Source organism: Arthrobacter sp. S41, from assembly GCF_004320535.1.
Classification (GTDB): Bacteria; Actinomycetota; Actinomycetes; order Actinomycetales; family Micrococcaceae; genus Glutamicibacter.
Window position 1 is genome coordinate 925316 of record NZ_SIHY01000001.1, and the last position, 24183, is coordinate 949498.

At 57.5% G+C, this 24183-nt stretch carries 26 protein-coding genes, 7 tRNA genes and 1 riboswitch; of the genes, 15 read left to right on the top strand and 18 right to left on the bottom strand.

Going from position 1 to position 24183, the window contains the following annotated elements:
• Nucleotides 1-41 precede the first annotated feature (41 nt).
• From EYR88_RS04225 to hisI, 3 genes are read right to left on the bottom strand one after another with little or no spacing between them, the layout of a single operon-like run.
• Entirely contained in the window at nucleotides 42-635 is a 594-nt protein-coding gene (locus EYR88_RS04225) for a Trp biosynthesis-associated membrane protein (protein ID WP_131088464.1), read from the bottom strand.
• Nucleotides 632-2203 (bottom strand): anthranilate synthase component I, encoded by a 1572-nt coding sequence (locus tag EYR88_RS04230; RefSeq protein ID WP_131088465.1) that lies wholly within the window; start codon nucleotides 2201-2203, stop codon nucleotides 632-634. Before EYR88_RS04230 ends, EYR88_RS04225 begins: the two co-directional genes overlap by 4 nt.
• Before the next feature lie 34 nt (nucleotides 2204-2237).
• Complete coding sequence (hisI, locus tag EYR88_RS04235; RefSeq protein WP_131088466.1) at nucleotides 2238-2639, bottom strand: phosphoribosyl-AMP cyclohydrolase; 402 nt, start codon at nucleotides 2637-2639, stop codon at nucleotides 2238-2240.
• A gap of 116 nt (nucleotides 2640-2755) precedes the next feature.
• Between hisI and EYR88_RS04240 the strand changes: the two genes are divergently transcribed.
• From EYR88_RS04240 to EYR88_RS04250, 3 genes are all read left to right on the top strand, one after another.
• Entirely contained in the window at nucleotides 2756-3415 is a 660-nt protein-coding gene (locus EYR88_RS04240; protein WP_131088467.1) for a TIGR03085 family metal-binding protein, read from the top strand.
• 766 nt (nucleotides 3416-4181) lie between these two features.
• The gene (locus EYR88_RS04245) at nucleotides 4182-4826 is read left to right on the top strand and encodes a DUF6318 family protein (RefSeq protein ID WP_131088468.1); all 645 of its coding nucleotides are present in this window, start codon (nucleotides 4182-4184) and stop codon (nucleotides 4824-4826) included.
• Nucleotides 4827-4912: 86 nt separating this feature from the next.
• On the top strand, nucleotides 4913-5749 hold the full coding sequence (locus EYR88_RS04250; protein ID WP_131088469.1) for a hypothetical protein: 837 nt from the start codon (nucleotides 4913-4915) through the stop codon (nucleotides 5747-5749).
• 55 nt (nucleotides 5750-5804) lie between these two features.
• Here the strand turns inward: EYR88_RS04250 and hisF are convergent, their stop codons facing one another.
• The 13 genes from hisF to EYR88_RS04315 form a co-directional block, all read right to left on the bottom strand.
• Nucleotides 5805-6575: an imidazole glycerol phosphate synthase subunit HisF gene (gene hisF / locus EYR88_RS04255; protein WP_131088470.1), complete on the bottom strand. Its 771-nt coding sequence runs from the start codon at nucleotides 6573-6575 to the stop codon at nucleotides 5805-5807.
• Between the two features lie 20 nt (nucleotides 6576-6595).
• Nucleotides 6596-7444: an ATP phosphoribosyltransferase gene (gene hisG / locus EYR88_RS04260; RefSeq protein ID WP_131088471.1), complete on the bottom strand. Its 849-nt coding sequence runs from the start codon at nucleotides 7442-7444 to the stop codon at nucleotides 6596-6598.
• A 138-nt stretch (nucleotides 7445-7582) separates the two neighbouring features.
• On the bottom strand, nucleotides 7583-7846 hold the full coding sequence (locus tag EYR88_RS04265) for a phosphoribosyl-ATP diphosphatase (protein WP_131088472.1): 264 nt from the start codon (nucleotides 7844-7846) through the stop codon (nucleotides 7583-7585).
• Between the two features lie 71 nt (nucleotides 7847-7917).
• Complete coding sequence (ribH, locus tag EYR88_RS04270) at nucleotides 7918-8409, bottom strand: 6,7-dimethyl-8-ribityllumazine synthase (RefSeq protein WP_131088473.1); 492 nt, start codon at nucleotides 8407-8409, stop codon at nucleotides 7918-7920.
• 27 nt (nucleotides 8410-8436) lie between these two features.
• Complete coding sequence (gene ribB, locus EYR88_RS04275) at nucleotides 8437-9684, bottom strand: 3,4-dihydroxy-2-butanone-4-phosphate synthase (RefSeq protein ID WP_131088474.1); 1248 nt, start codon at nucleotides 9682-9684, stop codon at nucleotides 8437-8439.
• The gene (locus EYR88_RS04280; protein ID WP_131088475.1) at nucleotides 9684-10307 is read right to left on the bottom strand and encodes a riboflavin synthase; all 624 of its coding nucleotides are present in this window, start codon (nucleotides 10305-10307) and stop codon (nucleotides 9684-9686) included. Before EYR88_RS04280 ends, ribB begins: the two co-directional genes overlap by 1 nt.
• 32 nt (nucleotides 10308-10339) lie before the next feature.
• Nucleotides 10340-11377 carry a bifunctional diaminohydroxyphosphoribosylaminopyrimidine deaminase/5-amino-6-(5-phosphoribosylamino)uracil reductase RibD gene (gene ribD, locus EYR88_RS04285; protein ID WP_131088476.1) on the bottom strand — a complete coding sequence of 346 codons (1038 nt, stop codon included), beginning with the start codon at nucleotides 11375-11377 and terminating at the stop codon, nucleotides 10340-10342.
• Nucleotides 11378-11389: 12 nt separating this feature from the next.
• Entirely contained in the window at nucleotides 11390-12091 is a 702-nt protein-coding gene (gene pnuC / locus EYR88_RS04290; protein WP_131089784.1) for a nicotinamide riboside transporter PnuC, read from the bottom strand.
• Between the two features lie 115 nt (nucleotides 12092-12206).
• Nucleotides 12207-12344, bottom strand: a riboswitch (FMN riboswitch).
• Between the two features lie 41 nt (nucleotides 12345-12385).
• A complete protein-coding gene (rpe, locus tag EYR88_RS04295) occupies nucleotides 12386-13048 on the bottom strand; it encodes a ribulose-phosphate 3-epimerase (protein ID WP_131088477.1) in 663 nt (220 codons plus the stop codon).
• Nucleotides 13049-13073: 25 nt separating this feature from the next.
• Nucleotides 13074-14600, bottom strand: a complete 1527-nt coding sequence (locus EYR88_RS04300; protein ID WP_131088478.1) for a transcription antitermination factor NusB — start codon at nucleotides 14598-14600, stop codon at nucleotides 13074-13076.
• Nucleotides 14597-15529 (bottom strand): methionyl-tRNA formyltransferase, encoded by a 933-nt coding sequence (fmt, locus tag EYR88_RS04305; RefSeq protein WP_131088479.1) that lies wholly within the window; start codon nucleotides 15527-15529, stop codon nucleotides 14597-14599. Before fmt ends, EYR88_RS04300 begins: the two co-directional genes overlap by 4 nt.
• Nucleotides 15530-15532: 3 nt before the next feature.
• Entirely contained in the window at nucleotides 15533-16096 is a 564-nt protein-coding gene (gene def, locus EYR88_RS04310) for a peptide deformylase (RefSeq protein ID WP_131088480.1), read from the bottom strand.
• Nucleotides 16097-16189: 93 nt separating this feature from the next.
• Nucleotides 16190-17032 (bottom strand): PD-(D/E)XK nuclease family protein, encoded by an 843-nt coding sequence (locus EYR88_RS04315; RefSeq protein WP_242632450.1) that lies wholly within the window; start codon nucleotides 17030-17032, stop codon nucleotides 16190-16192.
• Between the two features lie 192 nt (nucleotides 17033-17224).
• Between EYR88_RS04315 and EYR88_RS04320 the strand changes: the two genes are divergently transcribed.
• The 9 genes from EYR88_RS04320 (at nucleotide 17225) to EYR88_RS04360 (ending at nucleotide 19660) form a co-directional block, all read left to right on the top strand.
• A tRNA-Gly gene (locus EYR88_RS04320) sits at nucleotides 17225-17297 on the top strand.
• A 54-nt stretch (nucleotides 17298-17351) separates the two neighbouring features.
• Nucleotides 17352-17422 (top strand) — tRNA-Cys (locus tag EYR88_RS04325).
• Nucleotides 17423-17448: 26 nt separating this feature from the next.
• Nucleotides 17449-17520 (top strand) — tRNA-Val (locus EYR88_RS04330).
• A gap of 48 nt (nucleotides 17521-17568) precedes the next feature.
• Nucleotides 17569-17641, top strand: a tRNA-Gly gene (locus tag EYR88_RS04335).
• A 52-nt stretch (nucleotides 17642-17693) separates the two neighbouring features.
• Nucleotides 17694-17765: transfer RNA gene (locus EYR88_RS04340), tRNA-Val, on the top strand.
• 23 nt (nucleotides 17766-17788) lie between these two features.
• Nucleotides 17789-17864 (top strand) — tRNA-Gly (locus tag EYR88_RS04345).
• Between the two features lie 18 nt (nucleotides 17865-17882).
• Nucleotides 17883-17958, top strand: a tRNA-Gly gene (locus EYR88_RS04350).
• A 163-nt stretch (nucleotides 17959-18121) separates the two neighbouring features.
• A complete protein-coding gene (locus tag EYR88_RS04355; protein WP_131088481.1) occupies nucleotides 18122-18343 on the top strand; it encodes an antitoxin in 222 nt (73 codons plus the stop codon).
• 132 nt (nucleotides 18344-18475) lie between these two features.
• Complete coding sequence (locus tag EYR88_RS04360; RefSeq protein WP_131088482.1) at nucleotides 18476-19660, top strand: benzoate/H(+) symporter BenE family transporter; 1185 nt, start codon at nucleotides 18476-18478, stop codon at nucleotides 19658-19660.
• Between the two features lie 24 nt (nucleotides 19661-19684).
• Here the strand turns inward: EYR88_RS04360 and zapE are convergent, their stop codons facing one another.
• Nucleotides 19685-20725, bottom strand: a complete 1041-nt coding sequence (zapE, locus tag EYR88_RS04365; RefSeq protein ID WP_131088483.1) for a cell division protein ZapE — start codon at nucleotides 20723-20725, stop codon at nucleotides 19685-19687.
• 214 nt (nucleotides 20726-20939) lie between these two features.
• On the opposite strand from zapE, the gene EYR88_RS04370 reads away from it, so the two are divergent.
• The 3 genes from EYR88_RS04370 to ybaK are packed head-to-tail and all read left to right on the top strand — an operon-like array spanning nucleotide 20940 to nucleotide 22849.
• Nucleotides 20940-21854 (top strand): sulfurtransferase, encoded by a 915-nt coding sequence (locus tag EYR88_RS04370; RefSeq protein WP_131088484.1) that lies wholly within the window; start codon nucleotides 20940-20942, stop codon nucleotides 21852-21854.
• Nucleotides 21851-22291 carry a SufE family protein gene (locus tag EYR88_RS04375; RefSeq protein WP_131088485.1) on the top strand — a complete coding sequence of 147 codons (441 nt, stop codon included), beginning with the start codon at nucleotides 21851-21853 and terminating at the stop codon, nucleotides 22289-22291. Before EYR88_RS04370 ends, EYR88_RS04375 begins: the two co-directional genes overlap by 4 nt.
• A 54-nt stretch (nucleotides 22292-22345) precedes the next feature.
• Nucleotides 22346-22849, top strand: a complete 504-nt coding sequence (ybaK, locus tag EYR88_RS04380) for a Cys-tRNA(Pro) deacylase (protein ID WP_131088486.1) — start codon at nucleotides 22346-22348, stop codon at nucleotides 22847-22849.
• A gap of 89 nt (nucleotides 22850-22938) precedes the next feature.
• Here the strand turns inward: ybaK and EYR88_RS04385 are convergent, their stop codons facing one another.
• Entirely contained in the window at nucleotides 22939-24162 is a 1224-nt protein-coding gene (locus EYR88_RS04385; protein ID WP_131088487.1) for an alpha/beta fold hydrolase, read from the bottom strand.
• Between the last annotated feature and the right edge of the window lie 21 nt (nucleotides 24163-24183).

Consider the following 24183-nt stretch of genomic DNA (forward strand, 5'->3'; position numbering starts at 1 on the left):
GGCTTTCGTTTCAAATCGGTGGCGCGAATCACCACCGAAGATTACGAGCGTGGTTCAGATGTCGGGTCCTCACCGACCGAAAGCTGTTCCCAGCTGGCGATGTTGCGGGAGGAATCATCGTCGGCGATGTCGGCCTTTTTAGCGACTTGGCGATCGTACTTGCTGGCTTTGGCTGGCCAACGAGCGGCGAAGACAAAAATCAGCACCGCTTGCAAGGCCATTACCGCACCAGCCAAGATCGCGACCGCTGGCCACGGAGTGAGTGCATAATCTCCGGCATTTTGGGCCAGGCCGGTGGCTTCAGAAACCGCCGTGGCGGCCACGGACTGTGGATCAGTCAAAGCACCGATACCGGCGGTAATCGCCACCACACCAGCCAACAGGCTCAGCGCGGCAATGATGTAACGCGAAATTTTGCCGGCAATCAGCAGCGCGAGCGAACCAGCCAAAACCACCACAGCAACGGCGGTCACCGACGCCGCAGCGTCAGCACCATCAATCACCACCTGCGGGATCTGCACCGAGGTTGCCTTCACGTCCACCGTGATCCAGGTGCGGGTCGCGGACCAAAAGCCCAGCAGCGCTCCCAGTACACCCAGTAGGGCCAGGTATCGGGCGCTCGTTAGTTTTTTCACTTGCTTTCACCTAGTTCGGTGTTGATGGTGTGTGCGGCGTTCATCGACTGCGCAGCCCAGACGGCGCGTAGTGGTGCGGCTGCCTTATTCACGGTTTCCAGCGCTTCGTCTTCGAACTTTGAGTCGTTCACGATGCCGCCTCCGGCTTGCACATAGGCTCGCCCGCCTTTAAGCAGTGCCGAACGAATGGCGATGGCCATATCCATATCCCCAGCAAAGTCGAGGTAGCCAACCACACCACCGTAAATTCCGCGGCGGTACGGCTCATACTCATCGAGTAGCTGCAGTGCGCGGGGCTTGGGCGCCCCGGAGAGTGTTCCGGCGGGGAAAGTTGCGGCCAGCACATCGTAGGCGTCGATGTCATCGCGTGTTTTGCCCACCACGTTGGAGACCAGGTGCATGATGTGGCTGAAGCGTTCAACTTCCATAAACTGGGTGACTTCCACGGTGCCAGCTTGGCAGACCCGGGACAGATCGTTGCGCGAAAGATCTACCAGCATCAGGTGCTCGGCGCGTTCTTTCTCGTCGTTGATCAGCGACTTCTCAAAGAGCTGGTCGTCTTCGTAGTTGGCCCCACGCGGACGAGATCCGGCAATCGGGTGTGTCACCACATGAGAATCGTTGACGGTCACCAGTGCCTCGGGTGAGGAGCCGACAATTTCGAACGCTTCGCCATCTTCGTTCTCAAAATTGAACAGGTACATGTACGGACTCGGATTGGTCGCACGCAGCACGCGGTACACGTCCAACGCATCGGCCTGGGTCTCAAGCTCAAAACGGCGGGAGACCACAATTTGGAAGACTTCACCGTCGACGATCGCCGTCTTAGATTTAGCCAGCGCTTCCAAGTACTCGTTTTCGGCCCACGAATGCGTCACCGCATCCATCAGCTTTTCGCGAGGCACATCGGTGCCAGAAAGCACCGAGGCGGTGGCTTCTACCGGCTGCGCGAGCTGATCAAGCATGGCCTGCAGGCGAGCGACGGCACCATCGTAGGCCTCATCCACGTGCTCGTCGCTGCCATCGAAGTTGATGGCGTTGGCGATCAGCGTCACCGTGCCCTCAGCAGAATCAAGCGCGGCCATATCCGCCACGAGGTTCATGCTCAGCTCAGGGAGTTTAAGGTCATCCACGGGCGGCGCAGGCAGTTTCTCCCAGTGTCGAACGCAGTCCCAGCCGACAAATCCGACCATGCCACCGGTCAGCGGAGGCATCCCGGGTACTGGTTCGGTTTTGAGTGTGCGAACGGTGTCGCGCAGAACTTCAACGCCGATGCCACCGTTGGGTAGCCCTTCGGGAGCATGGCCCTGCCAGTACGCTTCTCCCCCACGTGTGCTCAGGGTCGCCGGCGAATTGACGCCGATAAACGAGTACCTGCTCCACACGCCGCCCGGAGCGGCGGATTCCATCAGGAAGGTGCCCGGGCGGCCCTGGGCCAGGGTCCGGTACAGCCCGATCGGGGTCAACGAGTCAGCGAGCACGGTGATCGTTACGGGAATGACGCGACGGTCCACAGCCATGGTGGCAAATTGTTCGCGCGATAAGGAAATTTTGCCGAGAGTTTTCATCTGTGTTCTTCTTCTACGTGTTCAGCCGGGAAGTTTATTCCGGACGGTTCCCGACCACGGCATCTAGGCCGCGATCGGTGAAGCAGGATTCGGTTCCGGTGTGGCAGGCAGCGCCAACTTGATCTACCTGCACCAATAAGGCGTCGCCGTCGCAATCCAGCGCGACAGATTTGACGAACTGGTAGTGCCCGGAGGTATCTCCCTTACGCCAATATTCCTGTCGCGAGCGCGAGTAGAAGGTCACGCGTCCGGTGCTCAAGGTGCGGCGAAGTGCCTCGTCGTCCATCCAACCAAGCATGAGCACCTTGCCGGTGTCATATTGCTGTGCGATGGCCGCAACCAGTCCGTTGCCGTCGCGCTTAAGTCGATCGGCGATTGCTGGATCCAGGCTTTGGGATTCGGGGCTCAGACTCGAGCCGTCGTTAGAAGTAGACATCCCTCTTAGCATACTGGTTTTGACTGTGTTCCAGCTCCCTATGACGTACTGCTCTTGGACACATCGCAGGACTTGGGCGACACTACTCGCGCATTGCACAATTCGATGCTCACTGCGTGCTAGTTTCGAAAGTGATGCACTTAGTTCAAGCTTCCAGACTTGCGTTGGCCGAGACCCTGCTTGCCGCGGGCCCTACCGCCGACACTCTTTGTGACGGGTGGAAAACCCGTCATCTTGCCGCGCACCTTGTGATTCGCGAGCGATCCGTCCTTGCCGCAGGGGTTGTGTTCAAACCGCTGTCGAAGAAGCTTGAGGCCAAGGTGGACGAGCTGGCAAATGCCGCGCAGTCCCCCGAACGCTATGCCTCGCTGATTCGCACCTTCCGCGCCGGTCCGGCAAAGTACTCCCCGTTTGTTATCGACAAGTTCGATCAAGCCGCTAATCTCTCCGAGTACTTCATCCACACCGAAGATGTTCGACGTGCTCGTGGCCAGTGGGCTCCTCGCGTGTTGGACAAGCAGTACACCGAGATGCTCTGGCAGTCCCTCACCCGCATGTCGCGTGTGCTCTTCCGAAAGGCACCGGTCGGCATCATCCTGACCCGTCCCGATGGACAGCGCCACGTGGCTAAGAAGGCACCTAACGCCGTGTCGATCACCGGTCCAGTCACCGAATTAATGCTCTACGGATTCGGCCGCATCGATCAGAGCCTCGTGCTCTTCGAAGGCGGAGAAACCGCGTTAGAAATCGTCAAGGGTTTCAAGCCAGGGTTCTAGTAACAGACCAGGGACTTTCCCTCTTCAGCCTCTGAGGCCACTCGTCTGCACTAATGACGCAACGAGATTCTATTTAGATGTCTCCAGCACTTTCATGACTAGGCAATCTTGGTTAGAACGGCCAAAACGAAGGTGCCTTTACCACCAGCACTAGATCCGTAAGAAATCAGTCACCGGCTCCAAAAAGCAGCTCATGAAAAGGCCAGGTTTTGAATCCTCGGCGCCTAGCGGGAGCGTTGATTCTCGTCATCAACGTATGCCATTCCAGCCTTTACGTGTATTAGTTTCCTCGCGGCAAATTGATAACGGCAAGAAAAATATTGAGGCAGAAGCGCCTGCAAGTTGCGCCATTGTCTGGCAGGCGACGACTAGACGGTTTATTTTCTTTCCGAGACTACGCCTACGTTCGGTCTGGCCGTTCGCTTGAGTTACTTTTTTGTTCCTTCGGACCCAATCCGGATGCCATTTGGCGCACCCATCAAGCGTGGGATCGTTTTTCTTCGCCACAGGACTCAAAGAATGAGATCCGATTTGCCCTCATCTTGATTGACACCTGCCATGACAAGCAAAGACGAAACCAACTTGCCAAATTTCAACCTAACCTCTCGCTGCTACGAAAAGACCGTCCGTTACAGTCAATCCGGCACCTGCAAGCCAACGAATTCAACGATTTTTCCACAATTTCCAGCAAACACCTCCCTAACAAGGGCATCGCAGACATAGGATAGCGCCAACCGAAGTCACGAAGGCCATAAGGAGGATTGCTGTGAGAACTCCGAAGTTAGTTGTCATGGTATCGATCATATTCGTACTCGCGGGATGCAGCTCGGGCGCCTCGTCCAGTCCAACGGAGGGCGGAGCCACAACAGAGCAGACCGCTTCTCCGACAAGATCATCTGAGCAATCAGCTGCACCTGATACGTCGTCCGACCCTCGTCGTTATGAACCAAGTTCCGCCGAAGGTCCTGCAAAAAATGTACCAATACCAAAGATGCCTGCAGCGGCCAAAGAAAAATCCACGGATGGAGCTTCTGCCTTCGCAGAATACTATTTTGAATTGATCAATTACAGCATAGAAACAAATGATTCCGAACCTCTAAAAAAGCACACGCTGCGGGAATGCTACGTCTGTGCGACCACAATCATTGATCCGACGGACCAGGCTAAAACCAGCGGAAAATGGCAGGTTGGAGGGCGACACCACGTAAAAATATTCGATAGTTACATGCCAGACAAGAAAACCGCAATCGTGTCGGTTAGATTTGAAATCGATTCCGCTACTTTCTACACAAAAGCAAACGACCCTGACTCCGAGAAAAAGAAGAGACCGTCCCAAGTCGCAGCGCTTGGAATGGAGTTCGATGATAGCTGGAGCGTCTACTTGATCGACCTTGACGACCCGAAGTCATGATTGCGACAAGGCTAATCCTCGGACTAGCGGTCTCTACTCTGTTACTTCCTGTCTATCCTGTTCAGGCGATAGCCCCGAGCGCTTCCATGGCAATTTGCCCCGAAAAAGATGAAGCAGAGCTCCACGAAAAGGAAGCTGGACATAATACCGGTGGATGCCCGGACAAGAGTCCCCGAGAAGAAACGAACGATCTACCGTCTACATATTACAAAGAGAACCCCAACCGTACGCCGACCAAGAACGGCCCGAAGAAAAAGCCAAAATTCAAGGTACGTGATATTTATGAATGCTTTACTGGGCATGACGACCACGCGGGATGCGATGTAAATCCAGATGTTCCCGCCTGCCCTGATGGTTCCAGACCTATCACGCGGCAGATCTATTCAACTAAAAACGTCTTTGTTCGACAATACCAATATTGCCCAGGGGACGAACCACCGAAAGATCTGCCTAAGGAGGGATTTGTCGAACAAATTCGTATCACCCTCGAAAAATTCAGGTCCTTCCCAATCAAGGGTTCCAACGTACAAAGCAGTCCGAACAAGTTCTCGCTGCGTAACGGTCATACGCATTTCTGGGCCAGTGAAGAGACACAAGAATTCAACTCCAATTTATCGGGATCAGACGTTCGGATCAAAGCAATCCCGATCCAATGGAACTGGAACTATGGCGATGGTGCCACTAGGAACCTGAATTTCCCTGGCGAGGCCATGCCGTCGCATACACTACGCGAAGAAACAAAAACTAGTCACTCGTACACTAAAACAGGCAAATTTGGGGTCAGAGTAACAACGCTCTACCGCGGCGAATTCAGTGTCGACGGAGGTCCTTGGGAAGCCATTCCGGGACAGGCAGCGGTGCCGAGCAACACGTTGCCCATGGATGTGTGGCGAACAAAGAAAGAACTCATCGCCAACGACTAGAATTTTAAACCAAAATGCCCAGTCCGAATGGACTGGGCATCTTGACGATCAAAAACTAGCGAACTGGATAACCCGCATCGCGGATCGCTTGCTTCACCTGAGCGATCATGTCCTTCGGACCAAAGTGGAAGATTGACGCGGCGAGGACTGCATCCGCGCCAGCTTCAATCGCCGGCGGGAAGTCCTCAGGCTTGCCAGCTCCGCCAGAAGCGATCAAAGGAACCGAGACAGCAGCTCGCACCGCACGAATCATTTCCAGATCAAACCCGTCCTTGGTGCCGTCGGCGTCGATTGAGTTGAGTAGGATCTCCCCCACGCCGCGTTCGGCCGCTTCCTTGGCCCACGCAACGGCACACATTCCGGTGCCGGTACGGCCGCCGTGAGTTGTCACTTCAAATCCCGAAGCAATTTTCGGATCGTCGGTGCGACGGGCATCAACCGAAAGTACAAGCACCTGAGAGCCAAAGCGCTCGGTGATCTCGTTGATGACCTCCGGACGAGTAACCGCAGCGGTGTTGATGGACGCCTTATCAGCGCCATTTCGTAGCAAACGGTCAACGTCCTCAGCAGCGCGAACGCCACCACCGACGGTCAGCGGGATAAAGACCTCTTCTGCGGTACGACGGACCACATCGTAAGTGGTTTCGCGGGCCGAGCTGGACGCGGTGACATCCAGGAAGGTCAGCTCGTCAGCACCGGCATCGTTATACCGGCGAGCAAGCTCCACAGGATCCCCGGCATCGCGCAAACCCTCAAAGTTCACACCTTTAACAACACGACCGGCATCAACATCGAGGCAAGGAATAACACGAATTGCAACGCTCATCGAAGTACGTTCCTTATCTACTAGATGCGGCAGGCGTGGATCTGGCTGACCAAGATGGCGCGAGCGCCCACGTCGTATAGTTCATCCATGATGTTGTTGGTCTGCGACTTCTTGACCATCGCGCGAACGGCAACCCATTCAGAGTTGGCCAGATCCGAGACGGTTGGCGACTCCAGACCAGGGGTGAGGGCGCATGCTTCTTCGGCCTGTTCACGGCGCACGTCGTAGTCGAGCATGACGTACTGGCGGGCTACAAGCACACCGTTGAGGCGTCGGATCAGCACGTCAAGACCGGATGGCTTGTGGCCAACTCGGCCGATCAAGACGGCTTCAGACTTCAGCAGCGGATCGCCGAAAATTTCCATGCCCGCAGCCTTGATGGTGTTGCCAGTTTCGACAACATCGGCGATAGCATCGGCCACGCCAAGACGGACCGAGGACTCGATAGCGCCGTCAAGGCGAACGATGGATGCTTCGATGCCGGCCTTTTTGAGCAGGTTACGCAGGAGGATGTCGTAGCTTGTGGCGATGCGCTTGCCGTTGAGCTGCTGTGCGTCGTTGAAGGAACCGATCGGAGCGGCAAAGCGGAAAGTGGACTTGCCAATGCCGAGGGACAGCTTCTCTTCGACGTCGTCGTCCACGTCAGCATCTAGGTACAAGTCACGACCGGTGATACCAACATCGAGGATGCCGCGACCAACATAAACAGCGATATCGCGGGGACGCAGGTAGAAGAATTCAACCTGGTTTTCCTCGTCGACTAGGACCAGTTCGCGAGTATCGCGGCGCTGGAGGTAGCCGGCTTCCTTGAACATAGTGGAAGCAATTTCAGACAGGGCACCCTTATTGGGTAGGGCTACGCGGAGCATTGTTGACTCATTTCGTCAGTGTGGCGCTGCGGCGTTCAGCCATAAACAAGCGCCAAGGATTAGATTCGTTGGCCGTTGTTTCTGCCGTGCAAGGTGGATGACCGGGTCTAGTGCGACCCGGTCGAGCACCTGCTACGGCTATAGATGCTTGTAAACGTCGGCCAAGGTCATTCCCTTGGCGATCATGAGAACCTGAAGGTGGTAGAGCAGCTGGGAGATTTCCTCAGCAGCGGCCTCGTCAGTTTCGTACTCCGCAGCCATCCAAACTTCGGCGGCCTCCTCGACAACTTTTTTACCGATGCCGTGGACACCAGAGTCGAGTTCGGTGACGGTACGAGAGCCTTCCGGGCGTTCTTGTGCCTTGAGCGATAGTTCGCTGAAGAGCTCGTCAAAAGTTTTCACGCTACCAATCTTAGCCCCGTTCATGTCGGTAGCTACATTTGCGTGCCCCTTTGTGACGGGCCAGCCGATAGCTACCCCAGCGCCGCGACGGTCATGACCGCTGCCGAATACGCTTCGTATCCCTTGTCTTCGCTGGAGTTTTCCAAGCCTGCACGCTCCAGTGCCTGCTCTTCGTTATCGCAGGTGAGAACGCCGAACCCAATAGGAGTTTTGGTGTCAACACTCACATTAGTTAAGCCGTTGGTCGCGGATAAACAGACGTAGTCAAAGTGCGGGGTGCCACCGCGGATGACCACACCGAGGGCGATGATCGCGTCGTAGTCGCTGGCTAGACTCGCTGCGGCAACCGGCAACTCAAAGGTGCCAGGAACACGAATCAGCGTGGTGCTTTGTTCTAGTCCCGCGTCTTTGGCCGCCCGTTGCGCGCCGTTGATAAGCCCGTCCATGATGACTTCGTGCCAGCTTGCGGCCAGGATCGCGACCTTAAGACTGGAGAACTTCTTGCTCGATGCCAGATCCTTTAGCTGATCGGTAACGTTGGTTGGTGCTCCGTGCTTACTCATGAACTTCGTCCTTTGCAAGTAGTGAAATTAGGCGCCGTGGTAGGCGTTGTCTTCGGTTTCAGTCAGTACATCCGGCAGATCCAAGCGGTGTCCAAACCTGCTCTGCTTAGTGTGCAGGTAGGCGGAATTCTGCTCACGTGGCGTGATGCGCAGGGCGACTAGCTCGTCCACGGTGATGCCGGCGTTGGTGAGCTTTTCTTGTTTGTCCGGGTTGTTACTCAGCAGCCGAATAGTGTCGATCCCCATGGAGCGCAGGATGGCGGCCACCGCAAAGTATTCACGAGCGTCGGCCGGGAAGCCGAGGTGCAGGTTGGCATCCAGGGTGTCCATGCCGGCTTCTTGCAGGGCGTAGGCGCGCAGTTTGTTGGCCAGGCCGATGCCACGACCTTCGTGTCCGCGGATGTAGATGATGTGCCCACCTTCGGCGGCGATCTGTGCCATCGAAGCGTGTAGCTGTTCGCCACAATCACAACGGTAGGAGCCAAAGATGTCGCCGGTCAGGCATTCGGAATGGATCCGCACTAGGTTACTCGGCGCAGAACCGTTTGGTCCCCCGTGGCTGAGCACCATATGTTCGTGGCCTTCAGCGGTGGCAGCTCGTGCGGTGAAATCACCAAATGCGGTGGGCAGCTTGGTCGGATCGGTCAGTTCAATTTCATCGTTAACTCGGCGCCAGCGTGCCAGATCGTCGATGGAAATGATGGGCAGGTGATGCTCGGCGGCAAAAGTGCGCAAATCATCTAGGCGCATCATTTCGCCGTCGTCGTTGGTGATTTCACCGATGACGCCCACCGGTTCCAGCCCGGCAGCTTGGCACAAATCCACGGCAGCTTCGGTGTGACCACGGCGATTAAGTACCCCGCCGGTGGCAGAGCGCAGCGGGAAAATGTGCCCGGGGCGCGAAAGCTGAGCTGGCGTGGTGTGCGGGTCGGCGAGCAAACGGGTGGTCAGCGCACGATCAGCGGCCGAAATTCCGGTGGTGATGCCTTGGGCGGCATCGGCGGTGACGGTAAACGCGGTGCCTTTAGCATCCTGGTTGATGCCCACCATGGGACCCAGACCCAGCGCGTCGGCGCGCTCGGCGGGCATCGGAACACAGATAACCCCGGAGGTGTAGCGGATGGTGAAAGCCATCAGTTCGCGGGTGGCGTGCTGGGCGGCAAAAATGATGTCGCCTTCATTCTCGCGATCCTCATCGTCCACGACCACCACCGCTGATCCGGCGGCCAGCGCCGCGAGCGCAGTCGGGATGGAATCAAGGGTAGAGCCGGTCATTACTGCTGGCCCCCGAACTGGTTCAGGCGCGCGACGTACTTGGCCAGCACGTCAACCTCGATGTTGATTTTGTCGCCGACTTGGCGTGAGCCCATGGTGGTCTCGGCCAGGGTGATCGGGATGATCCCCACTTCGACCCAATGTTCACCTGCACTGCTGGCCGGTGACACCCCGGTGAGCGTCAGCGAAATACCATCAAGGGCGATGGAGCCTTTTTCGGCGGTGAGCGGTGCATAGGCGTCGTCGATCGAAATGCGGAAGGTGGTCCACTGTCCGTGGTCCTCACGGGCCAACACCTGGCCAACGGTATCAACGTGGCCCTGAACAACGTGGCCATCCAAGCGCGCACCGGCTGGAGTGCAGCGCTCAAGGTTGACCTGATCCCCGGTGGCCAGATCACCGGTGGAGGTGCGGCGCAGGGTTTCACCCATCACGTCCACACGCAGCTTTTCGCCATCAAGTTCGGTTGCGGTCAGGCAGACACCGTTAACTGCCAAGGACCCTCCGAGCCCTAGGTCTTCGGTGTGCCCTGGTGCGCGCAGGGTGAGTACGGCCAGGTCTTGCTCGGGGAAGGATTCGATTCCTTCAATGGTGCCTTGGCCGGTGACAATTCCGGTAAACATTATTTCTCCTGAAAAATTTGGTGGGGCGATCGCTAGGACCGGGGCAATGGCTCAAGATGAAGCATGATGTCATCTCCCAGCCGGGTCAGCGACTCGTTGCTGGCAACATCTAGTCGGTAGCTATGGGCCTGGCTCAAGGTGGTGGTGGGCAGGTTCACCGAATTACTCCCGGCGCCAATTAACAACGGCGCCTGGTAGCAGTACAGTTCGTCGGCCAGATCAGCGGCGATAAAGGCCGAAGCCACCGTCGCCCCGCCTTCGATCAACAGGTGCCCGATGCCCAGCTCATTGGCGCGGGCGATGATTTCATGCACGTCGTGCGTGGCGATCTGCTCCCACTGCGGGGTTTCAGCCAGCGCCAAACCCGCAGGCAACTCGCGGCGGCCCATGACCAATCGGTACGGCTGCTTTGCATGCAGCTGACCATCGCGGGTTCGGGCGCTGAGCCGTGGGTTATCCAGCACCGCAGTATTTGTCCCAACCAGGATCGCGTCAACTCGGGCGCGCAGGGCGTGGGCGTGATTGCGCGAAGCGTCCGAGGTGATCCACTGGCTGGTGCCATCGGGCGCATTAATTCGTCCATCCAAGGACTGCGCGAGCTTGACCGTAATAAACGGTCGCTGCGCTTCCTTGGCCATAAACCAGCGATGGTTGAGGTTTCGCGCTGCGCTATCGTCGCTGAACTGGGTGGCGGTAATGCCACGGCTACGCAGGTAGTCCGCTCCCCCGCTGGCCGCGGTATTGTCGCTGACCGCGTAATAGACCTGGCCGATGCCCGCCTTTGCGATCGCTTCCGCGCAGGGACCGGTGCGACCGGTGTGGTTGCACGGCTCAAGGGTGACGATCATCGCCAGTTCGGCAGCGATTGCACGGTCGATCTTGCCTAGTCGACGCAGTGCATCAACTTCGGCGTGCGGGTGGCCGGCACCTAGGTGGTAGCCGGTGGCGATGATATTGCCTCCGGCGTCAAGAATGCAGGCACCGACCAAGGGATTGGCGCCTCGATGTCCTCGCCCCGCGGTTTCTAGCGCGGTACGTAGCGCCGCTTCAAGCTGTTGTGGTTTCACCATGTCTTGGTGCCCCTAGCGTTGCGTGCTGATCGTCGGATCAGGCATGTCGGTGGCGATCTGGGGTTTTTCGTCGCGTTTGGACTTGGCCCAAACGAAGAATCCGATCAGCGTAAAAGCACCGTAGAACAGGTACATAAAGGCGCTGGCGTAGTAGCCGGCGGAGAACAGTAATGGCACACCTACGGCGTCCACAGCCACCCAAATCAGCCAGAATTCGACCCAACCCTTGGCCATGCCGTAGGTGGCGAGCATCGAACCAACAAAGGTCCAGGCATCGGCCCACACTGGTTCGTAGGATCCGAGGACCCGGAACAGTGGAGTGAGCGCCACGGTGCCCAGCAACAAAATTGCTACCAGCGCCACGCGGGATTTATTGGATGCCCATTGTGGGGTGACGGCGTTACCGGTGCCATTTTTGGCCTGTTTCCAGCGGTACCAGCCGAATATCGACACAGCGATGAACATGATTTGGCGGCCGGCTTGTCCCCAGAGGTTGGCCGTGTAGCCGGTATCAAAGAGGCTGCCCAAAAAGACCGTGAGCAGTAGCAGGTTGCCGATAATGCCGATCGGCCAGGCCCAGACTTTACGGCGCATGCCGCCAACGGCGCTGGCCAGACCAAAGATATTGCCAACAACTTCGCGCACCAAAAGTGCCGAGGAGCCGATCGCAATTTGTGAGTTAAAAGCTTCAATGAGCCACCGCAGGAAATCCATCATTTCACCCTTCTCGAAGCGGCGGCTCCGGGGGTGTGCATTTGATGGGCCTGTGGCTCTGCTTTAGACAGATGCCCCTTGACGGGTCATCAGCAGTACCAATAGGCAAATCAAATTCGTGCTTCTCCCATCCAGACTTTAACTGTCGGTACCGGAATTTCACCAGTTCAACCGCTTCCTTGGCTTGTGGCCTTGGACGCGGGTCGCGGACTATCACCGCCGGTTCGGACTTACACCGACCCCGGAGCACGTATTCGTGTTTACTACAAGTTATTGTGGCACATTTGCGCCGGCTCAGTGTCCACCGAGTGCAAGGTTGCGTAATACGTCGATCTCGGCCGATGGCTCAGGCGCTGAGTAGACCGCGGATCCGGCGACAAATACGTCGGCTCCAGCTTCAGCTGCGCGCAGAATCGTATCGCGCGAAATGCCGCCGTCCACCTGAAGCGCGATGGGCTTTCCGGTGCCTTCGATCGCCGCACGGGTGCGCTTAATCTTAGGAAGCACCAAGTCAAGGAACTTTTGACCGCCAAAGCCGGGCTCGACGGTCATCAGTAGAACCATGTCCAATTCCCCGAGCATGTCCAAGTAGGGCTCGATCGGCGTTGCTGGGCGCAACGCCATCGAGGCCTTGGAACCAGCGGCATGCAGCTCACGGGCCAACCGGATCGGAGCGGCGGAAGCCTCAGCGTGGAATGTGACAGAATCCACCCCGAGCTGCGCATATTCTGGCGCCCAACGATCGGCATTTTCAATCATCAGGTGCACATCGATGGGCAGCTTGGCTACCGAGTGCAGGGCCTGGACTACCGGCAAGCCGAGCGTGAGGTTAGGTACAAAGTGGTTGTCCATCACGTCCACGTGCACCCCGTCGGCGGTGTGGATCCGCTCTAATTCGCTGGCGAGGTTGGCAAAATCGGCGGACAGGATCGAAGGATTAATCCGTGGGTGACCCATAGGTACTCCTTGTGACTCGGGTGAACTAGGACTTTTTGGTGATGATGGCCATGAACATGGCGTCGGTGCCGTGAATATGTGGCCACAACTGCACCGTGGTTCCATCCCCCAGGGCATGGGACGCGTCGGCATCCTGAGGGTACATCACCTTGGACACGGCCGATCCGGTATCTAGCAGGGCAGCATTCTCGTGGCGCTTGAGGAAGTCCTCAACCACCAAGCGGGTTTCAGCCTGATGTGGCGAGCAGGTGACAAAACCGACGACGCCACCAACGCGCACCGCGTTAAACGCCGCGTCCAGCAGTTCGCCCTGCAGCGCGGTCAGCTCAGGAATATCGCGGGGGGCTTTGCGCCAACGAGATTCGGGACGACGACGCAGTGCACCGAGGCCTGAGCAGGGGGCATCAACCATGATTCGGTCGTAGTCCCCGGTGTAATCCGCCCCGCCGAAGGTGCGTCCGTCTTCTTCGGTCAGCATCCAGTAATCGTGCGGTACGGCATCCAACGAGTTGGCGACCAACCGTGCACGGTGAGTGGTTGGCTCGTTGGCGGTCAGTCGAGCATCACGCTGGACGGCAAGAGCGCCTAGCAGTGCGGCCTTACCGCCGGGGCCGGCGCACAAGTCCAACCAGTAGCGATCCTCGCCAGCTTCGGGCAATTCGATCCCGGCCAAGGCGCGGGCCATGACCTGGCTGCCGGCATCCTGAACGCGGACCGTGCCCTCTTTAACGCCGGGGACTCGTGCCACGTCGCCGTGCTTGTAGGTGGCAGAATCGGCGAGCAGGGTGCCCGGTTCAGCGCCAGCTTCAAGAGCAGCTTCAAGATCGCCAAGACCTGGCAAGGCCACCAGATTCACCAAAGGGGCCAAGTTATCGGCCTGCAGCAACGCTTCGAGCTCGCCAGCATCTCGGCCGTGAGCGATCAACGCACCACGCAAGGCGCGGACGATCCAGTCCGGATGTGAGTGCTCGATGGAAAGTCGCTGCGAATCCGAGCTTGCATCCTTGGTCAGCTGCTGGATCCATGCGTCGGCTTCTTGGGCTGAGACACGGCGTAGCACCGCGTTGATTAGCCCGGATGGACCGGCACCAATCTGTGCACGGGCCAAGGAAACGGTCTCATCAAGGGCGGCATGTTTTGGCACGCGCATCGCCAAAAGCTGGTGTGCACCGACTCGAAGCGCATCTAGGATGGCCGGATCGAGCTCACTGAGCGGGCGGTCCACCAAGGTAGCCAAGATCGCGTCGTAGAAGCCCTGGCCGCGTAATGCGCCGTAGGCCAGTTCGGTGGCAAAACCTGCGTCGCGGCGGTCCAGCTGATACTCACGAATCAGCTTTGGCAGCACCAAGTTGGCGTAAGCATCGGCGCCGGAAACTTCGCGCAAGACCTTGAAGGCTACCAGTCGAGCAGGGTTGGCCTGACGTTTGCGCTGGCCTGGAGCCGACGCTGAGAACTGACGCGGCCCGGAACCGCCACGGTTTCGGGTGCGTCCTTGCTCATTACGACGTGCTTCGTTGTCGCGGTATCCCCCGCGTTGTTCTTGCCCGCTCATGCGAAGCTCACTTTCGTTCCCTGGGTGAGCACGCCACGTGCCCAGTCGGAGGCGTTCATCATTTTTTTGCCCGGAGGCTGAATTTGGGTGGGCTCAAGAGCCCAAGTTGCGGTGCCGATATACACCTTTGGCTGTTTGCCCGCCTCGATGCGTACTTCGCCGGGCGCCAAATCGGTCAGGTCGCGATGCTCGCGCAGTGGGCCGAACTTATAGCGTTTGTCTTCAACCTGAACCCAGGCTCCTGGGAACGGCGTGGTTCCGTGCGCGCGGCGACGGATTTCGGTGGCTGGACGAGTGAAGTCCAGCTGCGCGTCAACGTCGGTAATCTTCGGCGCATAGGTGTGCGAGCCGGACTGCGCGACAGCCAGCGCCTGCCCGGAATCCAAGGCCTGCAGGGTCTGAACCAGCAAGGTGGAGCCGGACTGGCTGAGCCGATCGAGCATGATGCCGGCAGTGTCTAATTCGTGGATCTGCTCGGTTACTTGGCCAAAGACCGGACCGGTATCCAGCCCGGTTTCAAGCTGGAAGGTCACTGCGCCGGTGATGTCATCGCCGTGGATGATCGAGTGTTGTACCGGGGCCGCGCCACGCCATGCAGGCAGCAACGAGAAGTGAAGGTTGATCCACCCGTGCGTTGGTACGTTGAGGGCAGCCTCTGGGACCAGGCCACCATAAGCAACAATGGCTGCAGCATCGATGTTTAGCTCGCGTAGTGTGGCGGTGGTTTCCTCGGTAATTTTTGCTGCCTTGATGATCGGTATTTCAAGTTCAGCAGCACGCGCTGCCACCGCAGAAGGGGTCAGCACACGCTTACGCCCCAAAGGTGCGTCTGGGCGGGTTAATACCGCGGCGATCTCAAAACCTGCTTCGTGCAGGTAATTAAGCGAAGTAACCGCCACTTGCGGCGTACCGGCAAAAAGGATTCGCATGCTCTAGTTCCCCAACCCTGCGCCGAAGCTGGACCCCAAGGCACCAGCGCGTTTTTGCACGGTAGCGTTGGCGGTTTGTGAGTAGTTGGCTGCGCGCAGGGTGCGGTAGGCCGCCTTCTTTTCCTCTGGTGCTAGACGGTCCAAGAAAAGGATCCCGTCTAGGTGGTCCGTTTCGTGTTGGAAGCAACGGGCTAGCATGTCGGCGCCTTCAAGCTGCACCGGATTGCCGAACTTATCAAAACCACTAGCTTTTACGTACCGACGACGAGGCACCGGTGCGGCAACACCTGGGATGGACAGGCAACCTTCAACTTGATCGTCCTGAAAATCATCGCTTAGTTCCAGCACTGGGTTGACGATGTGGCCACGTTCTTCGCCAATTTGGTAGGTGAATACTCGCAGAGAAACGCCCACTTGTGGCGCGGCGAGGCCAGCACCATGGACGTCTTCCATCGTCTGATCCATGTCTTCGACGAGCTTCTGGAGCTCCGGGCCAAAGTCGGTCACCTCCTGCGCTTGCGTGCGTAGAACGGGGTCTCCGATGATCCGAATTCCCAAAATCGCCATTATCCGCTGGTACCTTCCCTGCCGTTGACATTGGTATTAGCTTTCGTTTTCACGAATGCTAACCGTTCCAGTCTACGCGGTCACGACCGGGCATTATTGAGTTGGCGGCGTGATTTCGGCCAGCGTAGCGCGAGACTGGGAAATCTTGTACGACGCTTCCCAATTCCGCTTCAACGCGTAGAACTTCGCCCAATAGTCAGGAAGCGCCGGTGCAGGCGCCATAAATGTCCTGGTGCCGGCGTCTCCCAATGCCACGGCGAGTAGCATTGCGTCGGTGCCGTACTCCCACGGCTTCCACTGCCCTTGCTCGGCGTCCACGATTTGTTCTTCAGCCTTGCAGGCCGCGGCTAGTTGCATGATGGCCTTGTCATCGGGACGCTTGACGATCCCGTCACGATCCGAGGTTTTAGTTTTGTAATCCACGATGCACACCCGACCGCCGATCTTTGCGACCAGGTCGATAGTTCCCGCGTAGCCAACACTTTCGTTCCAAATGGTGATCTCTGCAGCGAGCGGCTCAACGTTGTAATCAGCCCACCACTTTTCAAAGTGCTGCAAGTACCCAAGCTCATTGTTCTGCTCCAGCGCAGCCTTGGCCGCGTCCACATCGTGCTCCATACCCAAGGCTCGAAGTGCAAAGGCTTCCGCGTAGTTATGTACTCGATCCCCGCGAGCGGCGGCTTGGTCACGATAGCTCTCGGAAGCGCTGGCGGCAGCGCGGATTAGCGAGCGCATTTGTCGCTGGTCCCCCAAGGCCTGCCCCAAACGCTGATCCTCAGAAAGGGCTTTCGCCGCCATGTACCCAGCCCATCCAGTTAGGTCCATGGCATCTGTGCCGATGACTGTGGTGATGGATGGGACAATCCCCGGTCCGCCGACTTGGCGACTGTACATGCGACCGGAGTCCGTCTGAATAGCTAATTTTGGAGAGGTCATGCACACGATCATGGCACGCAGCTACCCCGCTTCGCTCCTAGTCGTGAGGGAAATATGAATTTCCCCCGTAGATCCGCGGTTTTTAAGCCCTGTGAACCAGATCTCAGCGTTTCGATTTGGATGGATGCGAATTCTCGTATAGAGTTTTTACTCGTTGGAAAGAACGGAAACGTTCAGAAAACAACACATTTTGCGGACATAGCTCAGCTGGTAGAGCGCAACCTTGCCAAGGTTGAGGTCGCGAGTTCGAACCTCGTTGTCCGCTCGCAAAAAGATTCACCGACTAGGTAAAACTAGTCACTCTGGTTTCGACCAGTATGGTGGGGTGGCCGAGAGGCGAGGCAGCGGCCTGCAAAGCCGTTTACGCGGGTTCGAATCCCGTCCCCACCTCGCAATGAAGATTGCAGATCTTTTTTGCGCGATTGGCGCAGCGGTAGCGCGCTTCCCTGACACGGAAGAGGTCACTGGTTCGATCCCAGTATCGCGCACGGAATTATGGTTCACCAGACCATGAATCCAGTTATAAATAAATATATGCGGTCATAGCTCAGCTGGTAGAGCGCAACCTTGCCAAGGTTGAGGTCGCGAGTTCGAACCTCGTTGACCGCTCAGTGAATTCATTATTTTTTGAATTTTGTCGAGATTCATTCGTGAATCTTCGGCGCGATTGGCGCAGCGGTAGCGCGCTTCCCTGACACGGAAGAGGTCACTGGTTCGATCCCAGTATCGCGCACTGAACATCGTTGTGATGTTCATGCGGTCATAGCTCAGCTGGTAGAGCGCAACCTTGCCAAGGTTGAGGTCGCGAGTTCGAACCTCGTTGACCGCTCCATAACTTCATATAAATCCTGCGGTCATAGCTCAGCTGGTAGAGCGCAACCTTGCCAAGGTTGAGGTCGCGAGTTCGAACCTCGTTGACCGCTCCAATAAAAAATGGGAATCACTCCAAGTGGTTCCCATTTTTGCTTTAAGTTTTGTGACTCGACACGCCCGAGTTTCGCTTAGCTCTTCCATGTTTAGGTTTTTCGATTTAGGGTGGAGAACAATTGTGGAGCTAAAGGGGTTCCCACAAACGAATGGAGGTGCAGCATGGCAGGATTTGATGATCTGCGTGGCAAGGCAGAGGAATTCGCGCAGGAGAACCCAGATCAGGTCTCGCAGGGTATCGATCAGGTCGGCGATTTCATCGACGACAAGACCGGTGGCAAGTTCGCTGACCAGGTAGACGGCATCCAGGGTGGTGCTAACGACTACGTCAACGGACTCGGCGGAGGCGCTGAGGGTGGCGAAGGCGAGAACAACGAAGGCTAATTGCTTCGTTTACTCCCCTCGGCCTTGCCCGAGCATCCCGAAAAGGTACCGACTAAGGTCGGTACCTTTTCTGTTTATCTTCACAAACGGAAGTGATTATCCCCAAGCCGGCTGTACCTGTAAAAATGAGTTATGGTTCCACGCACGTCCTCTGAAGATCACCTCAGTCAATCAATCATTGCCGGGTTGATAACAACCATGGTGGGTTTTGTCGCTTCCTTCGCAGTGGTACTCGCAGGATTGTTTCAGGTAGGGGCCACACCATCTCAAGCAGCCTCCGGATTGCTGGCGTTGTCGGTCTGCGTGGGGCTGTGCACGATCGCCCTGTCATGGCGCCACCGGATGCCGATCAGCATTGCCTGGTCCACACCGGGAGCGGCGATGCTTGCCTCACTGGCACCAGGCGCATTCAGTTTTGAACAGGCCATCGGCGCGTTCATCGTCAGCGGTGTACTGATTATTCTCACCGGTCTGCTCCCCGGGCTGCACAAGTTGCTGACCAAAATCCCGGTTCCGCTGGCTCAAGGCATGCTGGCCGGAGTCTTAGTTCCGCTGTGCATCAAACCGTTCACGGCGTTGGGAACTATTACCGTACCTGCGCTGGGAATCCTTTTGGTGTTCCTGATCGGGCTGCGTTTGCTACCAAAATTTGCGGTGGCGTTGAGTATGCTCGCAGCGGTGTGCTTCGGAATCTTCCACATTTGGCGCAACGGATCGTGGGATCAACTTCAGGTGCTGCCGCAACTGCACTTAGTAACTCCCGAATTCACCTGGCAAGCGATCGCGAGCATTAGTGTGCCGCTGCTTATCGTGACCATGGCCTCGCAGAACATCCCGGGCGTCGCGGTGCTCAATTCCTTCGGATACCAGCTTCCATGGCGGCCCTCAATGCTGTTCACCGGTGTCGGCTCGGCACTCGGTGCATTCTTCGGCGGTCATGCCATCAACCTAGCGGCCATCACTGCGGCATTGGCAGCAGGAGAACAAGCCGGGGCCAATCCGAAGTTACGCTGGCGAGCGGCCTTCAGCTCAGGTGGTTTTTACCTCATCTTCGGTGCACTGAGCGCGTTGATCGTCTCGCTGGCCAATACCTCCCCTGAAGGACTGTTCCAAGCCGCCGCAGGGCTGGCACTACTCGCCACGCTCACCAGCGCTCTGCTCGGATCAATGAGCGATCCCACGTGGCGACTAAGCGCCCTGGTGACCGTGTTGGTCGCAGCCGGGAACTTGACCTTATTCGGAATCGGCGGTGCCTTCTGGGCACTGGTGGCCGGGCTGTTAACGCACTTCATCGCCGAGCGCAGTGCTCGGCGATGAAGAAAAGTTACGTGGCTCTAGGCGCTAGCTGACCTCTTCGCCGGCCTGACCTTCACGGGCTAGGGCAGTCAAACGTGACACCGCGCGGTAGTACTTCTTCTGGTAACCGCCAGACATCATCTCTGCGGTGAACAGTTCGCTAAACGGCTTGCCCGAAGCAACGATAGGAACATCCTTGTCGTACAGGCGGTCGGCAAGAACAACGAAGCGCAGGGCGATGGCCTGATCGGTAATGGTACCTACGTTGTGCAGAACCAGAACATCGGTTTCGGCCAGCAGCTGGCGGTAACGCGAAGGGTGAACCTGCGAGAGGTGGGCGACCAGATCGTCGAAATTATCCACGGCCAAGGTTTTCTCCGCATAGCGTTGCGTTGCGAAAGCCTCGATCTGATCATCGTCCAGTGGTACTGGCGCATCAGGCAAACCACGGTGGCGGAAGTCTTCGCCGTCAACGCGATGAACGTCGAACTGCTCGGAGAGGGTCTTGATTTCGCGCTGGAAATCCACCGCGGCAAATCGACCGTCGCCCAAGGCGCCAGGAAGCGTATTGGAGGTCGCGGCCAGCTTCACGCCAGCGTCAGAGAGTTCGCGCATCAGGCGAGACATCAACACGGTGTCCCCCGGATCGTCCAATTCAAACTCGTCAATGCATACCAGCGAGTACTGGCTGAGTACTTCAACGGTCTGGCGGAAGGACAAAGCGCCAACGAGGTTGGTGTACTCCACGAAGGTTCCGAAGGCCTTGCGACCTGGGGCGGCGTGCCACAGCGAAGCAAGCAGGTGGGTCTTGCCCACGCCGAAACCACCATCAAGGTAGATACCGTTTTTGGTTTCCTTCTTCTTCCCGAACAATTTGGAGAAGAATGATCCCGAACCGTTTTTGCCGACGGTTTCCGCAAAAGCCTTGAGCTTATTAACTGCCTCGGCTTGCGAGGGCTGGGTCGGGTCTGGACGGTAGGTATCGAAGGACACTTCACCAAAGCGGTAGGACGGGTGGAAGCCGGCCAACAAGTCTTCGATTGAAACGTTGGGCTTGGTCTCGCTCAGGTGGGTGATCGTCGCCATTGGCTGTGAGAGTCCTTCAGTTGATTACTCAATAATTCGCAGCCTGCCATGGCAAGCCCAACGGTCAGTTTACCTTGAATGCTCGTGATGATTGCCTAAAATGTCGAAGCCCACACTGTGATCATCCGCGTTCGGGACTAGGGTAGAAGTAAAGCCCAAAGCCTGCTGTACCCAGCGGGCTAAATCATTAGAACTACAAGGATCGTGATTGTTAATGTCGCTGCCTGTTGAGTCCAACCCGAAGTACGCCGCGTACGCCCACCCAGAGCGGTTGGTATCCACCGCGTGGGTCGCCGAGAATCTGGGATCGCAGAACCTCGTTGTGCTCGAATCCGATGAGGACATCTTGCTCTACTCCACCGGGCACGTGCCTGGCGCGTTGAAGATCGATTGGCACACCGAGCTGAACGATGAGGTCACCCGCGACTACGTCGACGGTGAAGGGTTTGCGAAGTTGATGGCCGCCAAGGGCATCACCCGCGAGAGCACCGTGGTGATCTACGGGGACAAGTCCAACTGGTGGGCAGCCTACGCATTGTGGGTTTTCACCCTCTTTGGCCATGAAGATGTGCGTTTGATGGACGGCGGGCGTGATAAATGGATCGCCGAAGGTCGTGAACTGAGCACCGACAAGCCAGCGGTGACAGCCACCCAGTACCCAGTGATCGAACGCGAAGATGAGAAAATCCGCGCCTTCCTGCCTCAGGTACTTAATCACTTGGGCAACCCGCTGATCGACGTCCGTTCGGCCGAGGAATACACCGGCGAACGCACCCACATGCCTAATTACCCTGAGGAAGGCGCCCTGCGCGGTGGGCACATTCCTAGCGCAGCGTCGGTGCCTTGGGCCAAGGCCGCTGCCGAGGACGGCACTTTCCGTTCCCGTGAAGAGCTTGAAGCCATTTACCTTGAGGGCGCCGGGTTGCAGCCGGGCGACGATGTGGTGGCCTATTGCCGCATCGGTGAACGCTCCAGCCACACCTGGTTTGTACTTAAGCACCTGCTCGGCTTCGAAAGTGTGCGTAACTACGACGGTTCCTGGACCGAGTGGGGCAATGCAGTTGGCGTGCCGATCGTGCGTGGCGAAGCTAAGGGCGAGGTTCCTGCCAAGCGTGGAGTTCGCGCATGAGCCAGCTGCCTTCCGAACTGCAAGAGATCGTCGAAGAGTTCACTGAGGTTCCTGAAGCGGACCGCCTAGAGTTGCTACTTGATTACTCGCGAGATTTGCCCGAGCTTCCGCCGCGCCTAGCGGAGCACCCGGAACTTTTTGAGCAGGTCGTCGAATGCCAGTCACCACTGTTTTTGGTGGTTGAAGTGGCTGCCGGAGGCAACCGAGAGGTTAACCTGTTCTTCTCCGCTCCCCCAGAGGCACCAACCACCCGTGGTTTTGCTTCGGTGCTTGCTACTGGCCTCGATGGTGCAGATGCAGCATCGATCCTGGCTGTCCCCGATGATATGCCACAGCAGTTGGGTCTGACTCGCGCGCTTTCGCCATTGCGCATGCGCGGCATGACCGCGATGCTGGGCCGTATCAAGCGTCAGATCACCGAGCAGCTGGAAGCCTAGGAAGCGCTATCCCTGCACAACGCAGTAATTTTTGAACCTAAGGAAAACTGAGAAGTGGGCAAGAAGAAGCAGTCCGCGTCCACCCCGGCAACCGCCGCGTTGGATGCTGCTGGCATTAGCTATGTTGCGCATAGTTATACACACAGCGATTCAGCCGAAAGTTACGGTGGTGAAGCGGCAGCACAACTGGGTGTGAACGGTGAACGGGTTTTTAAGACCCTGATAGTTTCCACCGGTTCCAACGCTAGCGAGGATCTAGCAGTGGCCGTGGTTCCGGTCGCGGCCATGTTGGACCTCAAAGCGGTGGGACTAGCCCTAGGAAAAAAGAAAGCCCAAATGGCTGACAAGGCCGCGGCCCAACGCCGAAGCGGTTACGTCTTAGGCGGGATTTCTCCCTTCGGACAACGCCAACTTTCGGCCACGGTGATCGATAGCAGTGCACAGCAATTTGAGACGGTGTTCATCTCCGGCGGTCGACGTGGTTTCAGCCTAGAGATCGCTCCCCATGATGCTGCCAAGGCCACTTCTGCAATCTGGGCACCGATAGCCACCGGCTGATTTTCGAGGTATACAAAGGACCCAGCCTGCACTTCGTTTATTGAACGAAGCGCAGACTGGGTCCTTTGTTTTGCCTGGAGTTGTTTTGCCTAGAGTGTGGCGCGGGCGGCGATGCGCTTGGTCAGGAAGTTGGTGACTGCTTGCTCAAAACCCTGGGGATCAACATTGGGCTCGCGGGTATGTCCGGCCTTGGTGAAGGTGCGCAGCGTGACTAAATCGGGACGAAGAGCCGCTAGTTTCAGGCTTGGTCCGTTCGGAACAAATTCGTCATCACGGCTGTGCATGATCAACGTCGGGTGCTTCAACTCGCTAGCCCTATCGACCCAGTTCAGGCGTTTGAGGTTGACCGGCGCTGCCTGTCCGGTAACCCAGCGCCCAGCCTTGTTGGACAGCAGCCACTGGCCAAATCGACCGACCGATTGAGGGATGCGGTTGCTGCGGGCCTGGTGGGACAGGACGTCAACCCAGTTAATGACCGGCCCAACGAGCATCAACGAATCAATCTCGGACGCCAGTTCGCTTCGATCGGCGGTTTGCAGGCTGATGGCTCCACCCATGGACCAACCGAGCAGGATGATCTGTTGAGCGCCGTGCTCCTTGGCAAAACGCACCGCCGATTGCACATCGTGCCATTCAGTATCGCCCAATCCGTAGCGGCCATCAGCAGCACTCGGAGCGAGGCCGTCATTGCGGTAGCTCATGAGCAAGGTGGTTACGCCCATGGCAGTCAGAGCTGGCAATGCCCTGATCGATTCATTGCGTCTAGCGCCTCGGCCATGCACGCCGATAACCCACACGTTTTTATTCTCGGTGCCTTCAACTAGCCATGCAGGCCCGTCGCCACCTTCCAACGGCACCACGACGTCTTCGGCGACATAGCCGAGATCTGCAGGGTGCTCGTACACAGCTCCGGAGAGATAGCCGCGTCGCACCCCTTCGAGGCTGCCGCGGTAGACGCGTTCAATTTTGCGCGCGACGATTTTCGGTTTGCCCGGAACCTCTTCGGGCGCTGAAAGCCGAATGGAGCACGCATCAAATTCGGTCAGGAAAATGCAGGGGCCTGGCTGGTTGGTTTCTGCATCCTTGGCAAAATGAACCCAGAGTTTTCCCTCATGATCGGTGACAACTTCACGGATCATACTGTTGCCGGTACGCCGTTCCTCGGGTGTAACCACCCGTCGAGCGAAATAACCGGCGAGCGCCGAAACGCTGGCGGCAACTAGTGAACCGGCGCCCACACCCAATGAGATGCCGAGCAGGGTCGCTGGGACGGTTTTGCGTGGTTCCAAGGTATCTACGATATTCCGAGCCATACTTTTATCTTTCCATGATGT